The following is an 18,748-nucleotide window of genomic DNA, read 5'->3' as shown; positions in this document are numbered from 1 at the left end:
CCCTGATGTGCCCAGCCAGGAAATCTCTGGCCCTCGGAATGCCCCGGTCATGATCTTCCTCTCTGGCTCACGTCGGCGGCGTAGGCGGCCCAGTCCCCGCCTGATGCCTGTTGCCACTGGACGGCCACTTTGATGTGGACCCCGAGCATCCTGGCGAGGATCGCGGCGGGCACTTCGGTGGCGAGGGTGAACAGCGCGGTGGAGCGGTCCTGCTTGGGCCGGATCCCGATCTTGTGGAGGCGCTGGCCGATCCGGTCGTCGCCGAGAGGGCGTCCTGGCTGGCCTCCTGGGAACAGCCAGGGAGCGTCCTCCGGGGTGCCGATCTTGGCCTTGCCGCGGCGGGTCGCGACGAGCTCGCGGACCAGGCTGGCCAGCGGCGCGGGGAGGACGACCGGTGAGGTGCCGAACGTGATGGAGACGGTGTCGCCGTCGAAGTGGACGTCGTCGACGGTGAGTTGGCTGATGGTGGCGATTTTCTGTGCGTAGAGGATCAGCAGCAGTCCCGCGACGCGGTCCGGGGTCGGCAGCGTGTCGTCGTTGAGGAGGCGCCGGGCGTCCGACCATCGTTTCTCGCTGTCGATGGTGCTGAGCGGGCCTTTCCAGCGGACGGTGCCGTAGGTCAGGTCGCGGGCATGCCGGTGCTGTACCGACCAGCGGACGAAGTGGCCGGTCTCGTCGGGGTAGCTGACCGTGGGCTCGGACATCCAGCGTTCCAGGTCCGTCTGAGTGCAGGTCCTCAGTGTGAGCCCTTCGCCGCCGAGCCAGTCGAGGAAGTTGTTCGCTGCGGTGACGTGGCAGCGCACGTTCAGGTCCTGGAGCCGGGTCGTATGGTCTTCACCGAGGCGGCGCCGGAGCCGGCGCATGTGGTGCCAGACCGCGTAGCCGTGCAGGATTCGCCGTTCGGCGAGATCGGTGCGGGCCTGGACCGTCGCGGTGATCCATTTCTCCAGGACGACCAGCCGTTCGTCGCGGGGCGGCAGGGCGCCGGTCGCGACCAGGACACTGCGCAGGTGGGCCAGCACCTTGCCCGGGGGCAGTTCGTCGAGGACATCGTGGGTAACGGGCCGCTCGTCGCGGCCTATGCGTTCCAGGAGGTCACGGGCCTTGGAGCGGGAGACCCAGGCGAAGGCGACGTCGGGGCGCTCAGCGCTCGTCAACGCATCGTGGAACGGGGCGAGTTCGGGGCGGATGACCCCGTCCGGGCCGCCGAGGAGGTCACATACTTGCTGGTCGAGGACGCATCGCTGGCAGGGGCGGGTGCTGAGCTGCCAGGTGATGGTGCAGACCGGGCAGCGGCTCCAGAAGTCCGGGTCGGGGTTGGTGCACTTCGCGCACAACGGCATCTCCCAGGTGCCGCCGCGGGCCTGGGCGACGGAGTCGCAGCCGCTGCAGGCCACCCATCGCTGCTGGCAACGGTCGCACCAGGGCTGGCCAGTAGCCCGGGACATGTCGCAGAGCGCCGTCCGCCCGCAGATGCCGCATTCCGCGGTAATCCTCGGCCGGCAGTTCTGGCAGCGTGGGCCATCAGGCAGCCGGTTCGCGACGGGCTTGCGTCGGCCGCAGCCGACACACTCCTCCAGGTTCTCGGGCTGTCTGATCATGCAGTTCGGACATAGCGGTCGGCCCTCGGCGTCGCGTGTGGCGGGTTCGCGCACGGCGCCGCAGCCGAAGCAGGGGACGGCCGCGTGGTGGGCGAAGCAGGCCCGGCAGATCCTCTTGCCGTCCAGCAGCTTGGACAGCGCCTTCACTCCGTGGCAGCGCGGGCAGGCCGGTCGGACGACCTTGGTCGCCCCGGCCTTGACAAGCTCGTCGACGAACCGCAGGGCGGCCGGGGTGGGAGCTTCGTAACCGGCGCCGGTCAGCAGCTCGGGACGGGCGACGACGGCCCAGGCCAGGCGGCGCTGACCGGCGGGCCGGACGGTGGCCCGCCCGAGCGCGGCCAGGACCACGTCGTCGTTGAGGGCGGGATCGAGACTCACGACGAGTTCGGTGAGTTCCTGGAGCGGATCGCCCTCGGTGTCCGGGCAGTTCGCGCAGCGGGGCTCGCCATGGCGGTCCCTGCTGACGACGCGTCGCTCTTCATGGCATCCCGCGCAGACAGCGGGCTTGTCGAAGCAGCGCGAACAGCCCCAGTGCCCACCTTTGCTGCTGCCGACGTAGCCGCATGCGCGGCCGCACTCGCCGCAGCGGGGCAGCGCGACGTTCTGGGCGCCGGCCTCGTGCAGGGCCATCAGCAGTTTCGCGACGCAGTAGGGCGCCGGTGGCTGTCCGGTCCGCAACAGTGACGGGTCGTCGTGCAGGGCCTGGGCGAGGCTGCGGCGGCCGGCTCGGGCGCGTACGACCGTGAGGACGATGTCGCGGACGCGCTCGGCGGGCAGGTGCTTTTCGACGTTCCCGATCAGCCGCACGACCAGGCCGACCGGATCCGCGAGGACTTCCCCGGCGAGACCTGTCACCGGTCGACTCCGCTGATGCGGGCCCGCCGGGGGCGCAGGTCGCCGACTCCTTCGGAGACCGAAGTCCCGCCTGCGGCGGCCTTCTTCGGCTTCTTCGCGGAGCCGGCCACGGCGATGGGCTCGATGAGGTCGTCCATGGTGCAGTCGAGGATGTCGAGCAGAGCCATGAGGATCTTCAGGCTGAGGCGTTCGGGCCGCTCAACGACGAGCCGGTAGACCTGGCTCGACGACAGGCTGATGCCGCGTTCCTTCAGCGGCGGGATGAGGTCGGTGGTGGAGAACATCCCGCGGTCCGCCATGACCTTGCGCAGGTGCCAGTGGTAGTCGAGCTTGGCGGCCATCATCGGGTCCTTCCTCGTCAGGCGCCGGCGAACGCCGGCGCCAGGGCCTTGCTCAGGGCAGTGTTCATGAAGTCGTCGCTGACGTGCGTGTAGATGGCCGTGGAGCTGTCGCACTCGTGACCGACTTGCTGCTGGATAAATCGCCTATCTACTCCGTCTTCGGTCAAATGCGTGACGTATGAATGACGGATTGAGTGCGGAACTAGATCTTTTGGGAGTTTTAGGGCGTCGCGGTATGCCTCGAACCGGTCGTTGATGGAGCCGGGCTGGAGGCGTCCGCCGCGTTCGGTGATCCAGAGAGCCGGGTGGTCGGGGAACCCGAAGCGCGGCCGGACGTTCTCGACGTAGTCCGCGACCGCCTCGACGGCCCAGTCCATCACCGACAGCACGTTCCGACGCCGTGGCGGCTGGCCCTTCTTCGCCTTGCCGTAACGGACGTTGAGCGTGCCGTACCGGCCGAACTGGCGAGCCTTCGGGTTCCGCCCGAAGTCGACCACGTCCAGCTTCGACGTCTCGGTCCGGCGGAGGCCCCAGCCGTAGATGACCTTGAAGAGAGTGGCGTCGCGGTAGGCGGCGAGGGCTCCCTTGCGTTTGGACTTCACGGCGCGTGCGACCTGGTCGTCGGCGTAGTCGAGGAACCGCTGCAGTTCTTCGCGGGTGAACGGCCTCGCTTCCGGATCGCCCTCGTAATCCTGCAGGTGAGGGAGGGTGTTCCACTCGTGAGCGATGGCCACCGGATAAGCGCCGAAGGCTTCTTCGCAGGCCGGGCCCCAGCCGTAGCGGGCGTCGATGAGGAGCTCGGTGAACAGCCGAACCGTGCCCTGGTAGCTGCGGATCGTGGAGGGCGCCAGGTGCTTCTCGCTCGTCAGCGAGGCCGACCACTCGTCCATGTGGGCCGGCGTCCACTGCCACGGGTACTCGTTCGCGAAATCGAGGAACCGGCGGATCAGCCGTTCCCTCGGGTCGATCGTCTCGTCCTTCAGCCCCCGCGACTTCTGCTGAGCCCGCCAGCCCCGCAGCATCGCGTCGAACATCGCGTCCTCCGGACGCAGCTGGACCACACCGGAGACAAGCTCCATGCGAGCCGACCCAGCGAGGGCCACCTTCTGCTGATGCACCACTCCAGACCATCCCTTCTGGAGGGCAGATCATGCATTAGACGGGATAATGTTGGCAACATGCCTGGTCAGGACGTCAGGTCGTAGTAGTGTCGGAGTCCGTCAGGCTCTCTCCGTGAGCAGGCGACCTGCGACTTCTCGCCCGTCTGATGCAATTCCCGAGGGTCCGCATAGCCCTCGGTGGTGACCACGGAAATGTGCTTGAGATGGATCTTGGCGGCCAGCAGACCACCGGGCCGGTGCGCCATTTCCACCGCGAGGGTTCTCCGTAGCATCCGCAGACTGACCGGCACCTCGGGGATCGGTGCCAGCCCAAGTCGACGGCCCTCTGGGCCATTGACCCAGGTCAGGAACCATTCGTACGGGGTGAAGAAGGAGAGCGACTTGAACAGGTGACCGTCGCTTTTCACCAGGTCAGCGAGCGAGGCGGCTACGCCGGCGGTGTCGTACGCCTGCTTGATGGTCACCCACTGATCGTGTTCACCACCCAACTTCCGGCCCTTGATGACCTTGCCCTTCAGGCGGTAGCGGACGCGGCCCTCGCCGAGCTGTTCGGGAGGCAGGCGGCAGTCGTGGGTCAGCTCAGCCAGCTCACTCTTCCGCATTCCAGTCAGTGCGGCAAGCGCGATGAGGCAGGCTGTGCGGGCCCGGGAGAGCTGCAGCCGGGCCTCGGTGGTGTTCATCGGCAAGGTCCAGGGGATACCGCCCCGCCCGTCCGCACGTTCGACCAGGGCGGCCGTCCGGCCCCAGCGTTTGGACAGGCCGACTTCCCTGACGGCCTTCTCCAGGTGGCCACGCAGGGTGGGCAGCCACGTGTAGTGGAAGGCGCGCCGTCCGGTCTCGTGGGCGAGGGAGATCAAGTTCACCCGTAGCAGCGGATCGTCCGGATCCCAGCCGTCCGCCAGCCGCTCGGCTACGACGTGATCGAGGGCGACATCGAACGGATCGCCCTCCTGCATGTGGCGGTCGATGGCCTGCGCGACCTCGACCCTCCAGTCCGGACGCGCACGGTTGTTGCGGCCCGGCCGGTTCGGCACCATCTCCTGCAGCTGTTGCTGCAGCTCCATGACGTGCGGCGCCAGCATTTCCACCACGTACAGGGCCGCTGCGACGAGTGGTTGGAAGACGTCGTTGCTCAGCGGTGGTGTCGTGTTGCCCGTTCGACGGACCATCCCGGCGACGGAGTACGCCGTGCGTCGCCCCCACGGACGGAAGGTCGGCACGTAGCCGTCAACTGAGAACAATTCCTTGTAGTAGCCCAACTCCTGGACAACCGCCACGACGTCCATGCGGTAGCCGGGGCTGCTGTCGCGGATCACGACGCCGTGCTTGTCCCGTACCTTCTTGCGAAGTTCCAGGTAGGCGGCGCAGTGCTGCTGGGTGACCTCCCCGAGGTTGTCCACGCCCTGTTCGGTGAGCCAGTTCAGCCAGCCGGTCAGCACGGTCAGCCGCCCATGCACCGTGGCTATCAGCACCGGCGTTCGGTAGGCGTGGGCAAGTTCCCGCACAGCGCGGTGGTCCGGTGCGAGCCGGGCGAAGATGAACTCCTTCGCGAGTTCCCTCCACTGGGGATTGAGGATCTCGGTGAAGAACAAGATCCGCGCGTACCGTGCAAGGTACCGCGGCAGCCCGATGACACCGGTGAAGTCCCAGACTGCGTCGTCGAAGTGCGGATGCGGGCCCGCACCGTGGACCGGCAGACCGGCCGCAGCGCACACGTCTTCACCTCCAAAGACGGAGTGTGGAAAGGCAGCCGAAGGGGTCGTGGGGTGGTGCAGGGTGGTCATACGGTGTGCTCCTCAGGCCGCAGGGGAAGCTCGACATCGGAATCGGTGACCTCGGCAGCGGCCGCCCGTAGCGCGTGCTCGGAGAAGTACCGGTCGGGGGTCAGGATCTCGTCGAGACGGTGGGCGTACGGGCCGAAGACGGGGATGAACTCGGCAGTGGTCATCTGCTGCCACTGGCGGGAGAAGAACGCCCGCAATCGCAGCAGGTTCGGCAGATGGCGGGGGGCGAACAAGGCCAGCGAGCACAGCAAACACACCCACGGACGCGCCGGACAGGGCTTGCCCTTCGGCCCGTGGAGCCCCGACAGCTGATCTCCACACGCCGCGGTGAATACGTCGCGTTCCCCGGACAGGAGCTGCGCCAGGGCGTTGTCATCCAGGCCGAGCCGCTTCATGTGCTCGGGATAGTTCTCCACCAGGTCGGCCATTTCAGCGGTGGCCAGCACCAAGGGCGGCAGCGCCCGGCGAACGAGGTCCTCCTGCGCCTGGGCGATGATGTCCTCTGCCGCCTCGCGCTGAGCCGGCGTAGTGTTCGTCAGGTAGTGGTCCCCCTCAACGCCGGGGGACCGGTTCGGATCCAGCGTGGACCGGCGGCTGCCGCGCCAGTGTGACCGGTCTTTCAGCGCGTCGTGGGTAGTACGGATGCGGTGCCGGTGAAGGGCCAGGGGGCGACCGTCGTCACCAGTCATCTGCGTGGGGCGCTCGTCCTCGTCGACTGCTTGGCGCCGCTCAACCCAGGCGCATATGGACAGGCGCGTGGCTGGCTTGGCCAGCCACCGCTCTCCCGCCCATGTGCCGCTCGGCGTGAAACGCACCCAGAGCTCGGGGCGCAGTTCCTCGGGCGCGAAGCCGCGGGCCACCGCGGAGTGATCGAGCCACTGTTCCAGGAGGCGGGTAGCCTGACGGGACAGAGCAAGGCTCTCTGCCGCCGTGCGGCCCTTGACGTAGCTGAGGAGGATCTTCTCGTCACCCGCCCACTCGATGTCGTCGAGTCCCAGGTCCGCGATCCCGTCCGGAACGACCCCGGTGTAGGCGCCGAACAGCAGTTGATAGGCGATGATCACATCCAGGGTCGGGATCAGCGGATCCAGCACCGCGCGAAGACCGACCCCGTATCTCTGCCGGAAGGGGAACGAGCCACGGTCTGCCATCTCATTGACGAGCGGGTCGGGCCCGTTGTGAAGCACCAGCCAGTGATGGGCAGTGCGCTCTCGGAGCGAAACCCCTGGCCCGTCAGGTGACGAAGCCTGCTCACGGGCCGCGCAGAACGTGCGGAAGGCAGCATCGACCTCGTCCCGGCAGGTACGGATGAGCCGGGCCCATTCCGCCTCGCTGTACGGCTGGTGCGAGCCGTACCGCTCGCCCGTGTTGAACAGCCGGCCGTCGATGAACGCGCGCACGTCCGGCGCCAGAATCTGATCCTGGTCGTCGGCGCAGCGCAGCATCGCCCGCAGCGCGCTCTCCTGGGAGGATCGCACCCCTTGGCGCCAGTACCGGGCGAGGAGCGCGCGCGTCAGATCGGATGCCTCGCCGGTGAACCCGAACTCGACCAGCCAGTCGGTAAAGGCGCGGACGGCCGTGAGGTAGAGATCGATACCTCCCGGGCTGTCGACCTGTCCGTGCGGATGGACAAGGTCCGTAACGCCTTCCAGCAGAGTGCGTGCCAGCCCAGGGACCTCCACTGCTCGCCGCACACGCAGGGGGCGGAGGTACTCCGACCCGTCACTGAAGATGCAGTGCACGCCCAGGGGGTCAAGCGTGACGACCGCCGGCATCAGAGCACCGCCAGTTCGAACTCAGTCTCGAGCTCCAGCTCGACCTCCTCGTCCAGCAGGCCGTACTCCTTGCCGACCCGCCGGTACAGGGACGTGAACAGGCGGAGCACGTCCAGACGGTGGAGGTACGCTTCCGTGGTCAACGAACTGGAATGGCCGAGCAGATCGCGCAGAATAAGCAGCGGTTCCTGGGTCCGCAGGTAGTGCGCCAGGGCGGCATCGTCGTCGGTGTCGCGGACCTGTCGAGCAGCCTGCTCGTACCAGCCACGCATCAGCCGCGCCATGGTCGCCATGGCCATGGTGTGACGCAGCCGGTGTGGATTGACGTGCGGGAAACGCGGCTCGTAACGCTCGCGGATGCGATCGGAGGTCCTGGCGAATACCGTGGCCCATCCAGTGAACGGACGTCCCTGGCCCCACACCGACAGCAGCATCGAACCGCCCTCCGGGGCGACCAGACGCCGCCGTTCGTCAGGCCCGAGCGAACTCCACTGCACACGAACCCCGTTGACGCGGCCACCCCGCTGGTCGGCATCCGTCACGAACAGCGGCTCTCCCCACCGGGCCGGCGGACGCCACAACGATCCGAACGTCTCCGCTGCCCGGTCGAGAGCGATGTACGAGTGCAGCTCGGCCAGCGAGTCGTAGTCGATCCACGACTCGCGGTACTTGCTTCCCTTGGTGATTCCGGAAGGGACCGGGAACGAAACCGGCACTGCGGTCCGTCGCGAGGGAAGGACGGGCACCTCGCAGACCAGCAGGTATGTGTACTCCTGGCTGCGCAGCCCGCTGGAGACGATCATTCGGCCGACCGCCGAGTTCCGGGCCAACTCCCTTCCTCGGTACCGCAGATCCCGTTCCCCGTCCGGGCTCAGGCCCGCCAGCCCCTTCAGGAGCATGTCCGTGAAGTCGTCGTCGAGATACTTGATCGTCACATGAGGCTTTGCCTGGCGCCGCCGTGACTGGTTGGTCTGTCCGCGACGCACTTGCCCCTTGAAGGCCCAGACCGCCTGCCGGTACGTGAACGGCTCGGAGTCTGCGTACTCCTCGTCCTTCGCCCACTTGTAGAACCCCGCCAGAATCCCAATGTTCTGGTTCCACGTCGACGCCTCGAAGCGATGCTTGATGGGGCCCTGGGCTCGATAGACCGAGTACGCGCTCAACGCCGCCTTCAGGCGACGCCGCGAATCGAACAGGGCGACCCCGTGCCCGGATATGAACTCCAGCCACTCCCGCACCGTACGCACGTAGTAAGGCCACGAATTCGGCGATGGACATCCATTCGCCGGCAGCTCGCAGGCCCAGCAGTTGATCACGGTGGTGGGACGGACGCCGTTGTTGTCTTCGAAGAGGAGGTCCTCGTCGAACAGCAGCGGCATCCCCTCCGGGATCGCCGGCCTGAACGCGAGCCCCCAGGACTCCCAGCCCGCTGATGAGTACGTCGATTGGTGCATGGCCGATGAGTATCAATGCAACCCGACTGAGTGCAACAAACAAACGAGCAGGTCAGGTGGCACATCAGGCAGTAAGCAACACTGTCGCTAAGCGGGAACAAGCAAGTACAGCGCCCACAGTGTGTTGAGCAGTGCGAGGGCGAAGGAAGTCGACGCGTTGACCAGCGTCAAGGTACGCAGCCGGTCGTCACTGCGTACATACCGCACGCCCTCGCCGATCTCCGCCCACAGCCGACGCTCCCCGGTACGTGCCCGGTCGGTCTTGGGCATGCGGATGCGCGCGGTGCACCAGGCACTGATGAGATAGGAGAGGACGTCTCCGAGCAGGGCTCGGGCCGGTCCGACCAAGGCGGTCAGAGCGGCGCCGAGGTTGCTGCCGCCGGTCGCGGAGAGGGCGAAGAGTGCGCCGACCCGGCTGTTGCTCCGCTGGATCAAGGACCGGTCGACCAGGCTGGGCAGGATGCTGATGGCCGCCGCGTCATGCACCACGCCCGCGGCGCCCTGCACCACGGCGACCGCCATGAGCTGGGGCAGGGTCAGTGCGTCGAGGGCTGCCGCCACCGGCACCGTGGCCAGTGCGGCCGCACTGACCAGATCCCCGATGATCATCTGGCGCTGCTTGGAATGGCGGTCAGCGAGCGCCCCGGCGTGCAGGGCGAGCACCGCGGGTGGCAGCAGTCCAAGGAACGCCAACCAGGCCACCTGAGAGGTGGTGGCGTGCAGCTCCAGGACGGCGATCACCGGGATCACCATCGAGCTGATCGAGCTGCCGGTCACGCTGGCGCTCTGCCCGATCAGGAACGTCCGGAAGTTGCGGTGCCGCCACAGCGACGTCTGGAGCCGAGCGGGAGAGTCAGCGGAGCTGGTCACGGAGCACCTCCTCCGCCTCGTCCAGGCGGGCGCACAGCACACCCAGGGCCTCGTGGCGGGCCCGCCCGTACGCCTCCAGCTGAGGGGTGACCGCGGTTGGGTCGTCGAGCGGCTCCGAGAGCGGGTACACCGAGCAGGCCAGGTAGCCGGCCGCCACCCGGGGCACCGTCATGAGGTCCTCGTCCGGCATGGCCGGGTTGGTCTCCCGGTAGGCGGCGACGGCCGTGGCCAGGCCCGTGGGCCAGTCCGGGGCGGTCAGGACCGTGCGCGGATCGAGCACGATGCGTCCCAGCTCCCACATCGGGCTGCGGTGCGTCGGCGGCCGGAAGTCGACGACCGCGGCGACCTTCTCGCCTCTCAGCATCAGGTTGAGGGAGGACAGGTCGCCATGGACGATCTGCGCTGCCAGGGTCAAGGGGAGTGCTTCGAGCATGGATGCCGTTGCGGGGAGTTCGTCCAGCCGTTGTTGGGCGGCGTCTCTCGACCACGCTCCGAACGCGGAACTCGGGGGTTGCTTCGCGTAGCTGTCGAGGAGCCGTTCCAGGCGCTGGCGGCCCCGCTCGATGTCACAGACCTCGTGGGACGGGGCGCGGCGCGGCGGCCCGTCCGGATGTCGCGCGAGCGTGCGGTGCAGTCGGCCCACGGTCGCGCCGACGGCGGCCCACTGCTCGCCGTGCAGGCCGCCTTCCGCTGTCTCGGCGCCCTCGGCGAACGCGGTGACGGCCACCGCCAGGCCGCCTTCGACGGCGATGAGGACGCCGTCCAGGGTCCGGCGCATCGCCGGCACCGGGACCCCGCCGAGTGCGGCGAACTCGGCCAGCTCGAGGGCGCGCCCCTCGGCGCCCAGGTCAGCGTGCTCTGGGTAGGCCTTCACAAACCATCGGCGGCCGTCGCCGTCCTTGGCCACGTAGTTGCACGTGGCGGTCCCTGACGGCCCTTCGCGGACGTCGGTGGGGACGACGCGGTAGTGCAGCGCCAGGATTCCCGCCACGGCCGTGACGTCGAACTGCGCGTTCAATGCCCGGCCTCCGGCCTGCCGGGGCCGTTCATCAGCCGGCGCAGCGCCCGGGCGTCCGCCTGTAGTTGGGCCTCTTCCTGGCGCCCGAGGTCGAGCACGTCGAAGGGCAAGGGGCCGCCCGGCGCCGGGTCCGCACCCGCCTCCCGTCGCGGCACGACGTGATGGTGGGCATGCGGAATGGCGTTACCGAGGAGCAGGTAGTTCATCTTCAACGGCTGGTAGTGCGCCTCAAGTGCGCGGCCCAGGGCGAGGGTGTCCCGCCAGAAGGCGGCGGCTTCGTCGTCCGAAAGTTCGGTGGGCTCGGCTACGTGGCGCGCGGTCACGATGGTGATGGAGTAGCCCCGGACTTGCCCGGAGCGCCAGAGATAGGACTGGGACACCTCGCCGCGGTGCAGCAGCAGCCCCCATCCGATGTCATCGGCCGTCCAGTCGTTGCCGCACATTGGGCAGTGGTGGCCGGCGCGGTGCGCGAGGAAGTGCTCAGGCCAGGAAGAGCTGGGTGTCGGTGGGAGCGTCACAGGTGCTCACCAGCCCGTCTGGGTGTACGGGCGGCCCGCGACGATACCTTCGATCGCCAGGCGGGTGTACGGCACGACCTTTGCCGGAAGATCCTGCGGGCTGAACCACCGCCACGCCACGCACCGGTCGGGCTCCAGGAGTTGCGGGGTACCGGACCACGCCCGGGCCTGGAAGACGAGCGCGATCCGTGCCCGCGCCGTCGGCGAGTCGACGTGGTGGACCACATGCACGAGCTCGATGTCACCGGGATCGATGATCAGCCCGGCCTCCTCCTGAGCTTCGCGCACCAAACAGCTGATGGCGGCTTCCCTCTCGCAATGACCTGCCAAAAAATGCCATTCGTCCGGCGCGAAGGCCGAGTCGGGATGGCGCAGTCCGAGGAGGATCCGGCCCTGCTCGTCCTGGAGGTGAAGGTGGACGCCGATGATGTGGAGTTCGGTCCCCTCCGGTGCCTCTTCGTGCAGTGGGCGGATGCGGTCCGGCGGGCTGCCGGCCGGGGGGTGCTCGGCCGCGTGGCGGCGGATCAGGTCGCCGAGACCGGGACTCATGGGTAGTCGGTCCAGCATGTCGGGGGTGAACCATTGCAGAAGGACGCCCTCTTGTAGGTCCGCCGTGTCGGGGTGTCCGCTCCAGCGGGCCGTGAAGACCTTGATCGGCACCGCGAGGCCGTCGACGCTCGTCGCCTCTTCGACTGCGTAGGGCGCCAAGCCCACCGGTGCAAGGCCGGGGGCCTCCTCGGCGAGCTCCCGCCGCAAGGTGTCCTCCAGGCACCGGTCATCCCTTTCGCGCCCGCCTCCCAGGAGGTCGAAGACCCCGGGCGCCCAGATGCCCTCCCGCAGATCCCTGAGATGAAGCAGGTAGCGTCCGAAGCCGTCGTGGACCAGAGCCGACGCGTTGACTGGCTCCGGCTGCCCGTCGAGCCCATCGGCCTCGGCGTCCGACAGCTTGGCCCGCAGCGTTGGGGACCTGACGTCGGCGAACGCAAGCCACTGGGAACCCGAGACCTCTTCGTCCTGGAGCCTGAGCGGCGGCAGCTGCTCGGCGCTGACGTAGAAGGCGAAGCGGAAGTCGAAGTGCTGATGGCTCGGCTCGCCCTTTGCGGGATTGGCGTCGATCCCGTGCACGTCGATGTCGATCGGGCCGCCCAGGAACTGCGGGGTCAGACACAGGTCACCGGGCCGGATGCCCGTCTCCTCGGACACCTCCCGAAGAGCAGCGGCCATCAGGCTCCGGTCCGCCTCGGCGTGCCCGCCCGGGGTGAGCAGCAGCCCAGTGGCCTTGTGGACGATGTGCAGTACGCGCCGGTCTCGGTCGATGACGACCGCGCTGCAGGTGACGTGGCCGGGAAGAGTCGCCCGGCTGGACGGGTCGTCCGGCCCGTCCAGGACGGCAAACAGGCCAGCCAGGGACTCTCGCTCGTGCGGGTGCCGAGTCAGGTAGCTGTCGAGGGTCGCGCGGATGTGGGAGCGGGTGATCGGCACGTCAACACCTCGGAGAAGCATGGAAGGGCTGGTGGATGGGTCGAGGGTGGGCGGGTCAGCGGGGGCAGTGCGCCCGGGCGGAGCTGGTGAAGTGGTGTCGGGGCCCTTCACGCGCGGGTTCCGTGCTTCTCGCCGTCCGGCTCCGAGGTGACCTGGTAGGACAGCAACTGCTGGAACGGGCCGCCTTCTTGGGCGGCGAGGTCCTTGTAGGTGCCCTCCTGCACGACTCTGCCCTCGTCGAGGACAACGATCCGGTCGGCCACGGCGACGTTGGTGATGCGATGCGTGACCAGCAACACCACCCGGTCCTGGGCCAGGTCCCGCAGCCGCTGGAAGATTCTGTATTCGGCGCGAGGGTCGAGGTTGGCGGTCGGTTCGTCGAGGACCAGGAGCCCTGCCTCGCGGAAGAATGCCCGGGCGAGCGCGATGCGCTGCCACTGGCCGCCGCTCAGTTCCTCGCCGTTCAGCCACTCGCGGGCCAGGAGCGTGTCCAGGCCGGCGCCGAGCTTGTCGACGACCTCGTCCGCGTCGGAGGCCTCGCAGGCTTCGAGGACCGCCGCGTCACCACGGGCCGTGGGCTGCCCCTGGGTGACATTCTCGCGGACAGTCAGCGGCCAGTGCGCGTAGTCCTGTGGCACCAGGGCCACCTGCTGCCACAGTGCCTGCGGGTCGGCGTCGTCGGTGGGGACGCCGTCCCACAGCACCTGTCCTCCAGTGGGCAGGTACAGGCCGCTGACCAGCTTCGACAGCGTTGATTTCCCCGATCCGTTGAAGCCGACCAGTGCTGTGACCTCGCCCCGGCGCAGCGTGAGCGAGACGTCGGACAACGCGTCCTGGTCCTTCCCGGCGTAGCGGTGCGAGACCGACTTGATCTTGATCTCGTTTGGTGGCGCTGGCCGGTGCTCGCCGCGGCGCATGGTGTAGCCGCCGGCCAAGTCGAGGAACCGGGTCCAGTCGTCCATGTAGAGGCCGGTACGCACGGCACGGGCCCCGACGGCGACCAGCCCGCGTACAGACTGGCCCACCGTCTGCAGAGCGAAGACGGCCGTGCCGGCGTGGCCGACGCTGATGCGGCCGGTGGCCAGCAGCCACACCACCGCCGCCCACACGACAGCCGATCCGAGGCCGCCGCACAGCGCGCCGAACAGCGACATGCGGGCGCCCTTGTCGGCCGCGGTCCGGTCTTCGCGGTTGATCCGGGCGACCGTCTGCCGGTACCGGCCGGACAGGAATTCGGCCATGGTGCCGGCGCGGATCTGGTCGGCTGCCTCGCGGGTGAAGATGTGCCAACGCAGCACCGACAGCATGCGGTTGTCGCCGTTGCTGCGGAGGTTCGCCAGGTAGCGGACCCGGGCGGCGCTGACCTGGGCAAGGGCCTGCGGCAGGCTGGCCACGACCAGAAGGGGAAGCAGCACCCAGCTCACGCCGGCCAGCACGATGGCCCCGGCGAGGAAGGAGGCCGCCGAGGCGATCAGGTCCTGGCCCTCGTTGACCAGGTCCCCGGTGACCTGTGCTCCGCGGTCGGCGGCTTCGCGGTCGCGGTTGAAGTCGGGGTCGTCGTAGGCGGAGAGCTCCACCTCGGCGCAGCCGGTGAGCAGCATCTGCTCGGCTTCGCGCGACATGAGCGGGCCCAGTCGGGAGGAGAGCCAGCTGACGGTGATGCCCAGCAGCGCCCGCACCCCGGTCGCAGCCGCCAGCAGGGCTACGGACGGCCATGCCTGGAGGAGCCGGTGGTAGACGTCGCCACTGGTCAGCAGTGCGGTGAGGGTTCCGCTGATCGCGATGAGGCCCAGGGCCTGCATGACGCCGGCGACCGTCTGGCACAGCAGGAGACCGGTGGTGGCCTTCCGGTCGACGCGCCAGGCCAGTGCCAGCGAACGCCGCACCAGCTGGGGCAGGCGCCGGGCCATGTCGCGCATCCGGATGGAGCGGCCGGCCGCTTCACGGCTGCCGGTCAGGTCCACGTACCGCATCTCCGGGGCGGGGGAGGGCTGCTCCGCGCCGGCGCCCAGCGCGGCTTGCGGTGACGCGGTCGGCGGGGCGGGCGGAAGGGGGGTGGGGCGCGGCCCCGGGACGGTCTCGGCGGTTTCATCGGTCGACTCACTCATGCCACCCACCTCGTATCCAGACGTGCTGAGCAGCGGGTGTCGTCAACACGGCGCACCGTCACGGGGGTGGGCCGTCGTTCGATTCCGGAGGGCTGATGCACGAGGGTGGGGGCGGGATTCATGATGTCCTCCATCTGGGCGGGGAAGTGGCACTGGTGCTCTAAGAACGCGTCGGATCGGGCTCCGTCACGGCTCATTTCGTGAACACACGTTCTGATCGGGCTGTTGGGGCGGGCAGGGTGCGGCGGCGGGCCTTGAAATCTGTTCGACGCAGTCGGGTCACTCCTTCGGGGGATTGCCGTGCTGGCCGGGGATCCGGTGTGGGGCATGGCTGACCGGGCCGTGGCGAGGACGAGGCACGGCCCTGGTGGAGAGCGCTCAGATCAGGTAGAAGGCCGGTCGCGGATCATGCCGCGACGACCGTGAACGGCGCGGCGGGAAAGCGGCGGCCGTTGACCTGGATCGCGACGGTGTACGGGCCGGGAGTGATCTTCGTTGTGGCCGTCGAACGCAGCTTGTGCGGCTTGGCCAGAAGGAGCGGCCGGCCGGGCTGGACGGTGTTGCGGTTGAGGAAGTAGACCTTCTCGCGCGGCTTGCCGGTGGGGGTGGTGGAGGAAATCACGAACATGACATCCACCGGGACGGCCACGGTGGCGGTGAGGGCGGCGGAGAAGGTCAGCACGTCGCCGTCGGCCAACTCGGTACGTTCCAGGACGAGGGGTGTCAGCTCGAGAGGTGCGTCGTGCGGGTAGCCGAGGAAGGCGTAGGCGTCCGGCGAGCCCTTCTTGAGCCTGCTCCGCAGGGCCGTCCTGGCGATGAAGGCGAAGTGCTGGTCGGTGGCGCTGGCGGTGTCCTTCCACCGCCCGAGGGTGGCCAGGACGAGTTCGGGCTGCGTGCCGGCGAGGTCGTGGAGGTGGTTGGCGACGGAGGTACGGACGTAGGTGCTGGAATCGGCGTAGAGCCGGTCGAGCACAGGGAGCGCCGCATCGTCGGGCAGGGAGATGCGGGGCGCGCAGGGCAGGAGGGGGCGGGTGGCTTCACTCGCGAGCCGGCGGGTCCGGTGGTCCTCGTCGCGGGACCACGCGTCAACGGCCTTCATCGTCTCGTCGGGGAAGTCGTTGAGGAAGTCCCGCACGGCGACCTCTGCCGAGAAGTACCGGGTGAAGCGCGCGAGGGCGTCGAGGGCTTGGTCCAGGTACTCGCCGGTGCGCAGGTAGCGCGCGACGAAGTCGGAGTGCGGGGAGTAGGTGTGCCACCCGAAGTCGTTTGTGATGCCGGCGGCTTCGGGAGTCGGCGGCAGCGAGCGCAGCAGGACGTCGAGGGCTTCGGTGCCGGTGACCGGAAGGTGGGTGTGCAGTGCCTGGCTGGTCCGAGAAATCCGGTCTTTCAGCTCCAGTGCGGGTAGGTCGGACATCACATCCTGTACGAAGGCGCTGGCGTCGAAGTCTGGGCACACGCCGTGCACTTGGTGTCCGATCTGGGTGATGCGCTCGAGGTTGAGGGCGGTTTCCTTCAGGGGCACCTTCACGGCCTTCGCGGTCATGGGCAAACACTAGGGCTGGCGACGAGCGCAGACAGCGTGTTCTCGCCGCCGGTCATCCCTCGGAGCCACGGGAAGCGGCATGCTGTCGAACGGCAGCGCGATACAGCAGGCGGGGGTGGCGGGAGCTGTCGCACGGGGATGCGGTGTGGAGGGTGGCGAGGTTGTCCCACACGACGAGGTCGCCCTGACTCCAGCGATGGCTGTAGAGGTACGGCGCTCTGGTCGTGTGCTCCAGCAGGTCGTCGATCAGGGCGCGGCTGTCCTGATCGGAGAGTCCGGTGACGCAGCGGATCACCATGGAGCCGAGCAGCAGTGAGCGGGCTCCGGTGACCGGATGGGTCAGGACGAGCGGGTGCTCGACCTCTGGCTGGCCGGCGAGGCTCCCGGCCGCGGCCGACGACTGCCCGCCGCTGGCCTGGCTCTGCAACGCGCCGAGCTGCTGGATGGAGTGCACCGCGCGCATCTTCTCGATCCGCTGCCGTGCCGCCGGGGGGAGGCCGGTGTAGGCGCGGGTCGCGTCGGCGAAGCGGGTCTCGCCGCCTTCCTCGGGGGTGATGACCGAGTACAGCAGCGTCACGGCGGTCAGCTGTGGCTTGAAGCTGTTGTCGGCGTGCCATTCCTCCTCGTCGTCCCCGTCGTAGATGCCGACGTACTCGCCGTCCTCGACGATGTTGCTGATGACGGTCAGCCCGGGAAAGCCGCCGACGGCATAGCGGCGGTCGATGCTCGTGTCCACCGTTCCGAAGCAGGAGGCGACGGTCAGGAGATCGGCGTGGGTCAGGTGCTGGCGGGGCACGACCAGCAGCCTGTGCTGGTGCAGGGCTCGCGCCAGCTGGGGCGCGAGCCCTTCGGCTTCGGTCGCGAGGTTGCAGTCGACGACGGCGCCGAAGCCGCTGTCGTCGAGCGGGCGCAGCGACAAGGACATCGCGGCTCCTTTCGGAAGGGTGGCGGTCAGAACTGGGCCGACTGCTGGAAGACGCTGATGTCCTTGATGCCGGAGGCGGCCATACACAGCCGCTCGATGCCGATGCCGAGCCCGACGCTGTGGGCCGGCGCTTGCCCGGCGTCGATCGCCTTCCACGCCAGGGCCTGCTCGTCGTCGTACAGGTCCACCGCACGGGCCCGCTCGACGAACGCGGCCCGGTCGGGCTCGTCCTCGTAGCCGTGCACGACTTCGAGGCCGTCGATCAGGACCTCGAAACGGTTGAGGACGGCGGTCGTGCCCGGTGTGAGACGGGCGCACGGCTCGTCCCCGCCGATCGGGTACTCGGTCAGGAACAGTGCGGCACCCGTGCTCTGGGTCTCCAGTTCGCGCTCCACGAACCGGCCGAGCACCGTCTTGAACGGCACCTCGGTACCCATGTCCAGGTGGGCGGCCATCTGTGCGGGCAGATCGCCGAGGGGCTCGCGGCGCAGGTCGATGCCGAAGACGTCATGGATGTGGCCGGCGACAGAGACCCGCTCGGGGGTGTAACGGATGTGCGGGACGACCAGGCGCTCGGCCAGCGCGAACAGGAACTCGAAATTCTCGTCGGCGGCGTAGAGGTCGAGCATCTGGAACTCGGGCGCGTGCAGCTCGTCCGGCTTCTCGGGCCGGAAGCACTGACCGATTTCGAAGACCCGCCGGTGGTGCTCCATGTTCACGCGCAGCGCCGGGCCGATCATCGCCCGCAGGAAGCGGCCCCCGTCGAGATCGACCGGCACGCGACGTCCCGGGCCGAGGTCGGCTCTGCGCACCGTAGGGGTGACCACCTCGACGAACGTCTCTGAGCGCAGCGTGTCACGCAGGCTGAACAGCAGGTCGGACTTCATCACAACGGGGTTGAGCACGTGTGCTCCTCAAGGCCTCTGTTTTCAACGGCAAATGGAGGGAATCCGGTCGCCACGGCGTCCTCGTGCACGGCTCCTCGGCGGTCCCACAAGCTAGCCGCGGCGACGCGCGCAGCAGAAGCCCTTCTGCTGGCATCGCAGCGCCCGACGGCCCGGATCCGCCACTGTTCCAGGACGAGACTTCGGCGTTTCCGCAGCTCAGGTGGCATGGACGCGCAACGGTCACGCAACGGTCCCGTGCAACCGCCGCAACGCCCATAGCCGTTGCGGCTGCCTCCGGCGCAGCCCTAGCGTGACTGGCCAAGCGCCCAGCGCGACCACGTACCGCAACGCTCATCCACGGATGGAGCGGACGTGCTCCGGCGCGACTTTCCACCGGCGGGCGCTCGCGCCCATGACGTCCGAGCCGACGGTTCAGCACCTCACCCGACCGCGGCCCGGCAGCTCC

At 68.6% G+C, this 18,748-nt stretch carries 14 protein-coding genes; all 14 read right to left on the bottom strand.

Annotated elements, in window-relative coordinates:
• Positions 1-47: 47 nt before the first annotated feature.
• On the bottom strand, positions 48-2,456 hold the full coding sequence (locus tag STRTUCAR8_RS26820) for a site-specific integrase (protein ID WP_006378878.1): 2,409 nt from the start codon (positions 2,454-2,456) through the stop codon (positions 48-50).
• Entirely contained in the window at positions 2,453-2,800 is a 348-nt protein-coding gene (locus tag STRTUCAR8_RS26815) for a helix-turn-helix domain-containing protein (protein ID WP_006378788.1), read from the bottom strand. The genes STRTUCAR8_RS26820 and STRTUCAR8_RS26815 overlap by 4 nt, the downstream gene beginning before the upstream one ends.
• A gap of 14 nt (positions 2,801-2,814) precedes the next feature.
• Positions 2,815-3,876: a tyrosine-type recombinase/integrase gene (locus tag STRTUCAR8_RS26810; RefSeq protein WP_044472862.1), complete on the bottom strand. Its 1,062-nt coding sequence runs from the start codon at positions 3,874-3,876 to the stop codon at positions 2,815-2,817.
• Between the two features lie 107 nt (positions 3,877-3,983).
• Positions 3,984-5,633 carry a site-specific integrase gene (locus STRTUCAR8_RS26805; RefSeq protein WP_234372664.1) on the bottom strand — a complete coding sequence of 550 codons (1,650 nt, stop codon included), beginning with the start codon at positions 5,631-5,633 and terminating at the stop codon, positions 3,984-3,986.
• 65 nt (positions 5,634-5,698) lie between these two features.
• The gene (locus STRTUCAR8_RS26800) at positions 5,699-7,477 is read right to left on the bottom strand and encodes a hypothetical protein (protein WP_006379297.1); all 1,779 of its coding nucleotides are present in this window, start codon (positions 7,475-7,477) and stop codon (positions 5,699-5,701) included.
• Positions 7,477-8,856: a site-specific integrase gene (locus STRTUCAR8_RS26795; protein WP_006379137.1), complete on the bottom strand. Its 1,380-nt coding sequence runs from the start codon at positions 8,854-8,856 to the stop codon at positions 7,477-7,479. Before STRTUCAR8_RS26795 ends, STRTUCAR8_RS26800 begins: the two co-directional genes overlap by 1 nt.
• Positions 8,857-9,018: 162 nt before the next feature.
• Entirely contained in the window at positions 9,019-9,801 is a 783-nt protein-coding gene (locus tag STRTUCAR8_RS26790) for an MFS transporter (protein WP_006378606.1), read from the bottom strand.
• Positions 9,785-10,819: a phosphotransferase enzyme family protein gene (locus STRTUCAR8_RS26785; RefSeq protein ID WP_006378669.1), complete on the bottom strand. Its 1,035-nt coding sequence runs from the start codon at positions 10,817-10,819 to the stop codon at positions 9,785-9,787. The genes STRTUCAR8_RS26790 and STRTUCAR8_RS26785 overlap by 17 nt, the downstream gene beginning before the upstream one ends.
• Positions 10,816-11,262, bottom strand: a complete 447-nt coding sequence (locus STRTUCAR8_RS48455) for an HIT family protein (RefSeq protein ID WP_006378580.1) — start codon at positions 11,260-11,262, stop codon at positions 10,816-10,818. Before STRTUCAR8_RS48455 ends, STRTUCAR8_RS26785 begins: the two co-directional genes overlap by 4 nt.
• Positions 11,263-11,343: 81 nt before the next feature.
• On the bottom strand, positions 11,344-12,819 hold the full coding sequence (locus STRTUCAR8_RS26775; protein WP_044472861.1) for an NUDIX domain-containing protein: 1,476 nt from the start codon (positions 12,817-12,819) through the stop codon (positions 11,344-11,346).
• 107 nt (positions 12,820-12,926) lie between these two features.
• Positions 12,927-14,792 (bottom strand): ABC transporter ATP-binding protein, encoded by a 1,866-nt coding sequence (locus tag STRTUCAR8_RS26770; RefSeq protein WP_044472955.1) that lies wholly within the window; start codon positions 14,790-14,792, stop codon positions 12,927-12,929.
• Positions 14,793-15,333: 541 nt separating this feature from the next.
• Positions 15,334-16,470, bottom strand: a complete 1,137-nt coding sequence (locus STRTUCAR8_RS26765; protein WP_006378866.1) for a hypothetical protein — start codon at positions 16,468-16,470, stop codon at positions 15,334-15,336.
• Between the two features lie 52 nt (positions 16,471-16,522).
• Complete coding sequence (locus STRTUCAR8_RS26760) at positions 16,523-17,395, bottom strand: TauD/TfdA dioxygenase family protein (RefSeq protein ID WP_006378998.1); 873 nt, start codon at positions 17,393-17,395, stop codon at positions 16,523-16,525.
• 26 nt (positions 17,396-17,421) lie between these two features.
• The gene (locus STRTUCAR8_RS26755) at positions 17,422-18,300 is read right to left on the bottom strand and encodes an amino acid--tRNA ligase-related protein (RefSeq protein WP_006379091.1); all 879 of its coding nucleotides are present in this window, start codon (positions 18,298-18,300) and stop codon (positions 17,422-17,424) included.
• Positions 18,301-18,748: the final 448 nt, after the last annotated feature.

The organism is Streptomyces turgidiscabies Car8 (assembly GCF_000331005.1).
Lineage (GTDB): Bacteria > Actinomycetota > Actinomycetes > Streptomycetales > Streptomycetaceae > Streptomyces > Streptomyces turgidiscabies.
The sequence above is the reverse complement of the archived record's forward strand: the minus strand, read 5'-3'. Positions and strand labels throughout refer to the sequence as shown.

Bases quoted from the DNA above. Each gene is read 5' to 3' on its own strand.
- STRTUCAR8_RS26800 (WP_006379297.1), bottom strand. From the start codon at position 7,477: ATGCCGGCGGTCGTCACGCTTGACCCCCTGGGCGTGCACTGCATCTTC.
- STRTUCAR8_RS26770 (WP_044472955.1), bottom strand. From the start codon at position 14,792: ATGCGGTACGTGGACCTGACCGGCAGCCGTGAAGCGGCCGGCCGCTCC.
- STRTUCAR8_RS48455 (WP_006378580.1), bottom strand. From the start codon at position 11,262: ATGTGCGGCAACGACTGGACGGCCGATGACATCGGATGGGGGCTGCTG.
- STRTUCAR8_RS26760 (WP_006378998.1), bottom strand. From the start codon at position 17,395: ATGTCCTTGTCGCTGCGCCCGCTCGACGACAGCGGCTTCGGCGCCGTC.
- STRTUCAR8_RS26765 (WP_006378866.1), bottom strand. From the start codon at position 16,470: ATGACCGCGAAGGCCGTGAAGGTGCCCCTGAAGGAAACCGCCCTCAAC.
- STRTUCAR8_RS26815 (WP_006378788.1), bottom strand. From the start codon at position 2,800: ATGATGGCCGCCAAGCTCGACTACCACTGGCACCTGCGCAAGGTCATG.
- STRTUCAR8_RS26795 (WP_006379137.1), bottom strand. From the start codon at position 8,856: ATGCCGCTGCTGTTCGACGAGGACCTCCTCTTCGAAGACAACAACGGC.
- STRTUCAR8_RS26810 (WP_044472862.1), bottom strand. From the start codon at position 3,876: ATGGAGCTTGTCTCCGGTGTGGTCCAGCTGCGTCCGGAGGACGCGATG.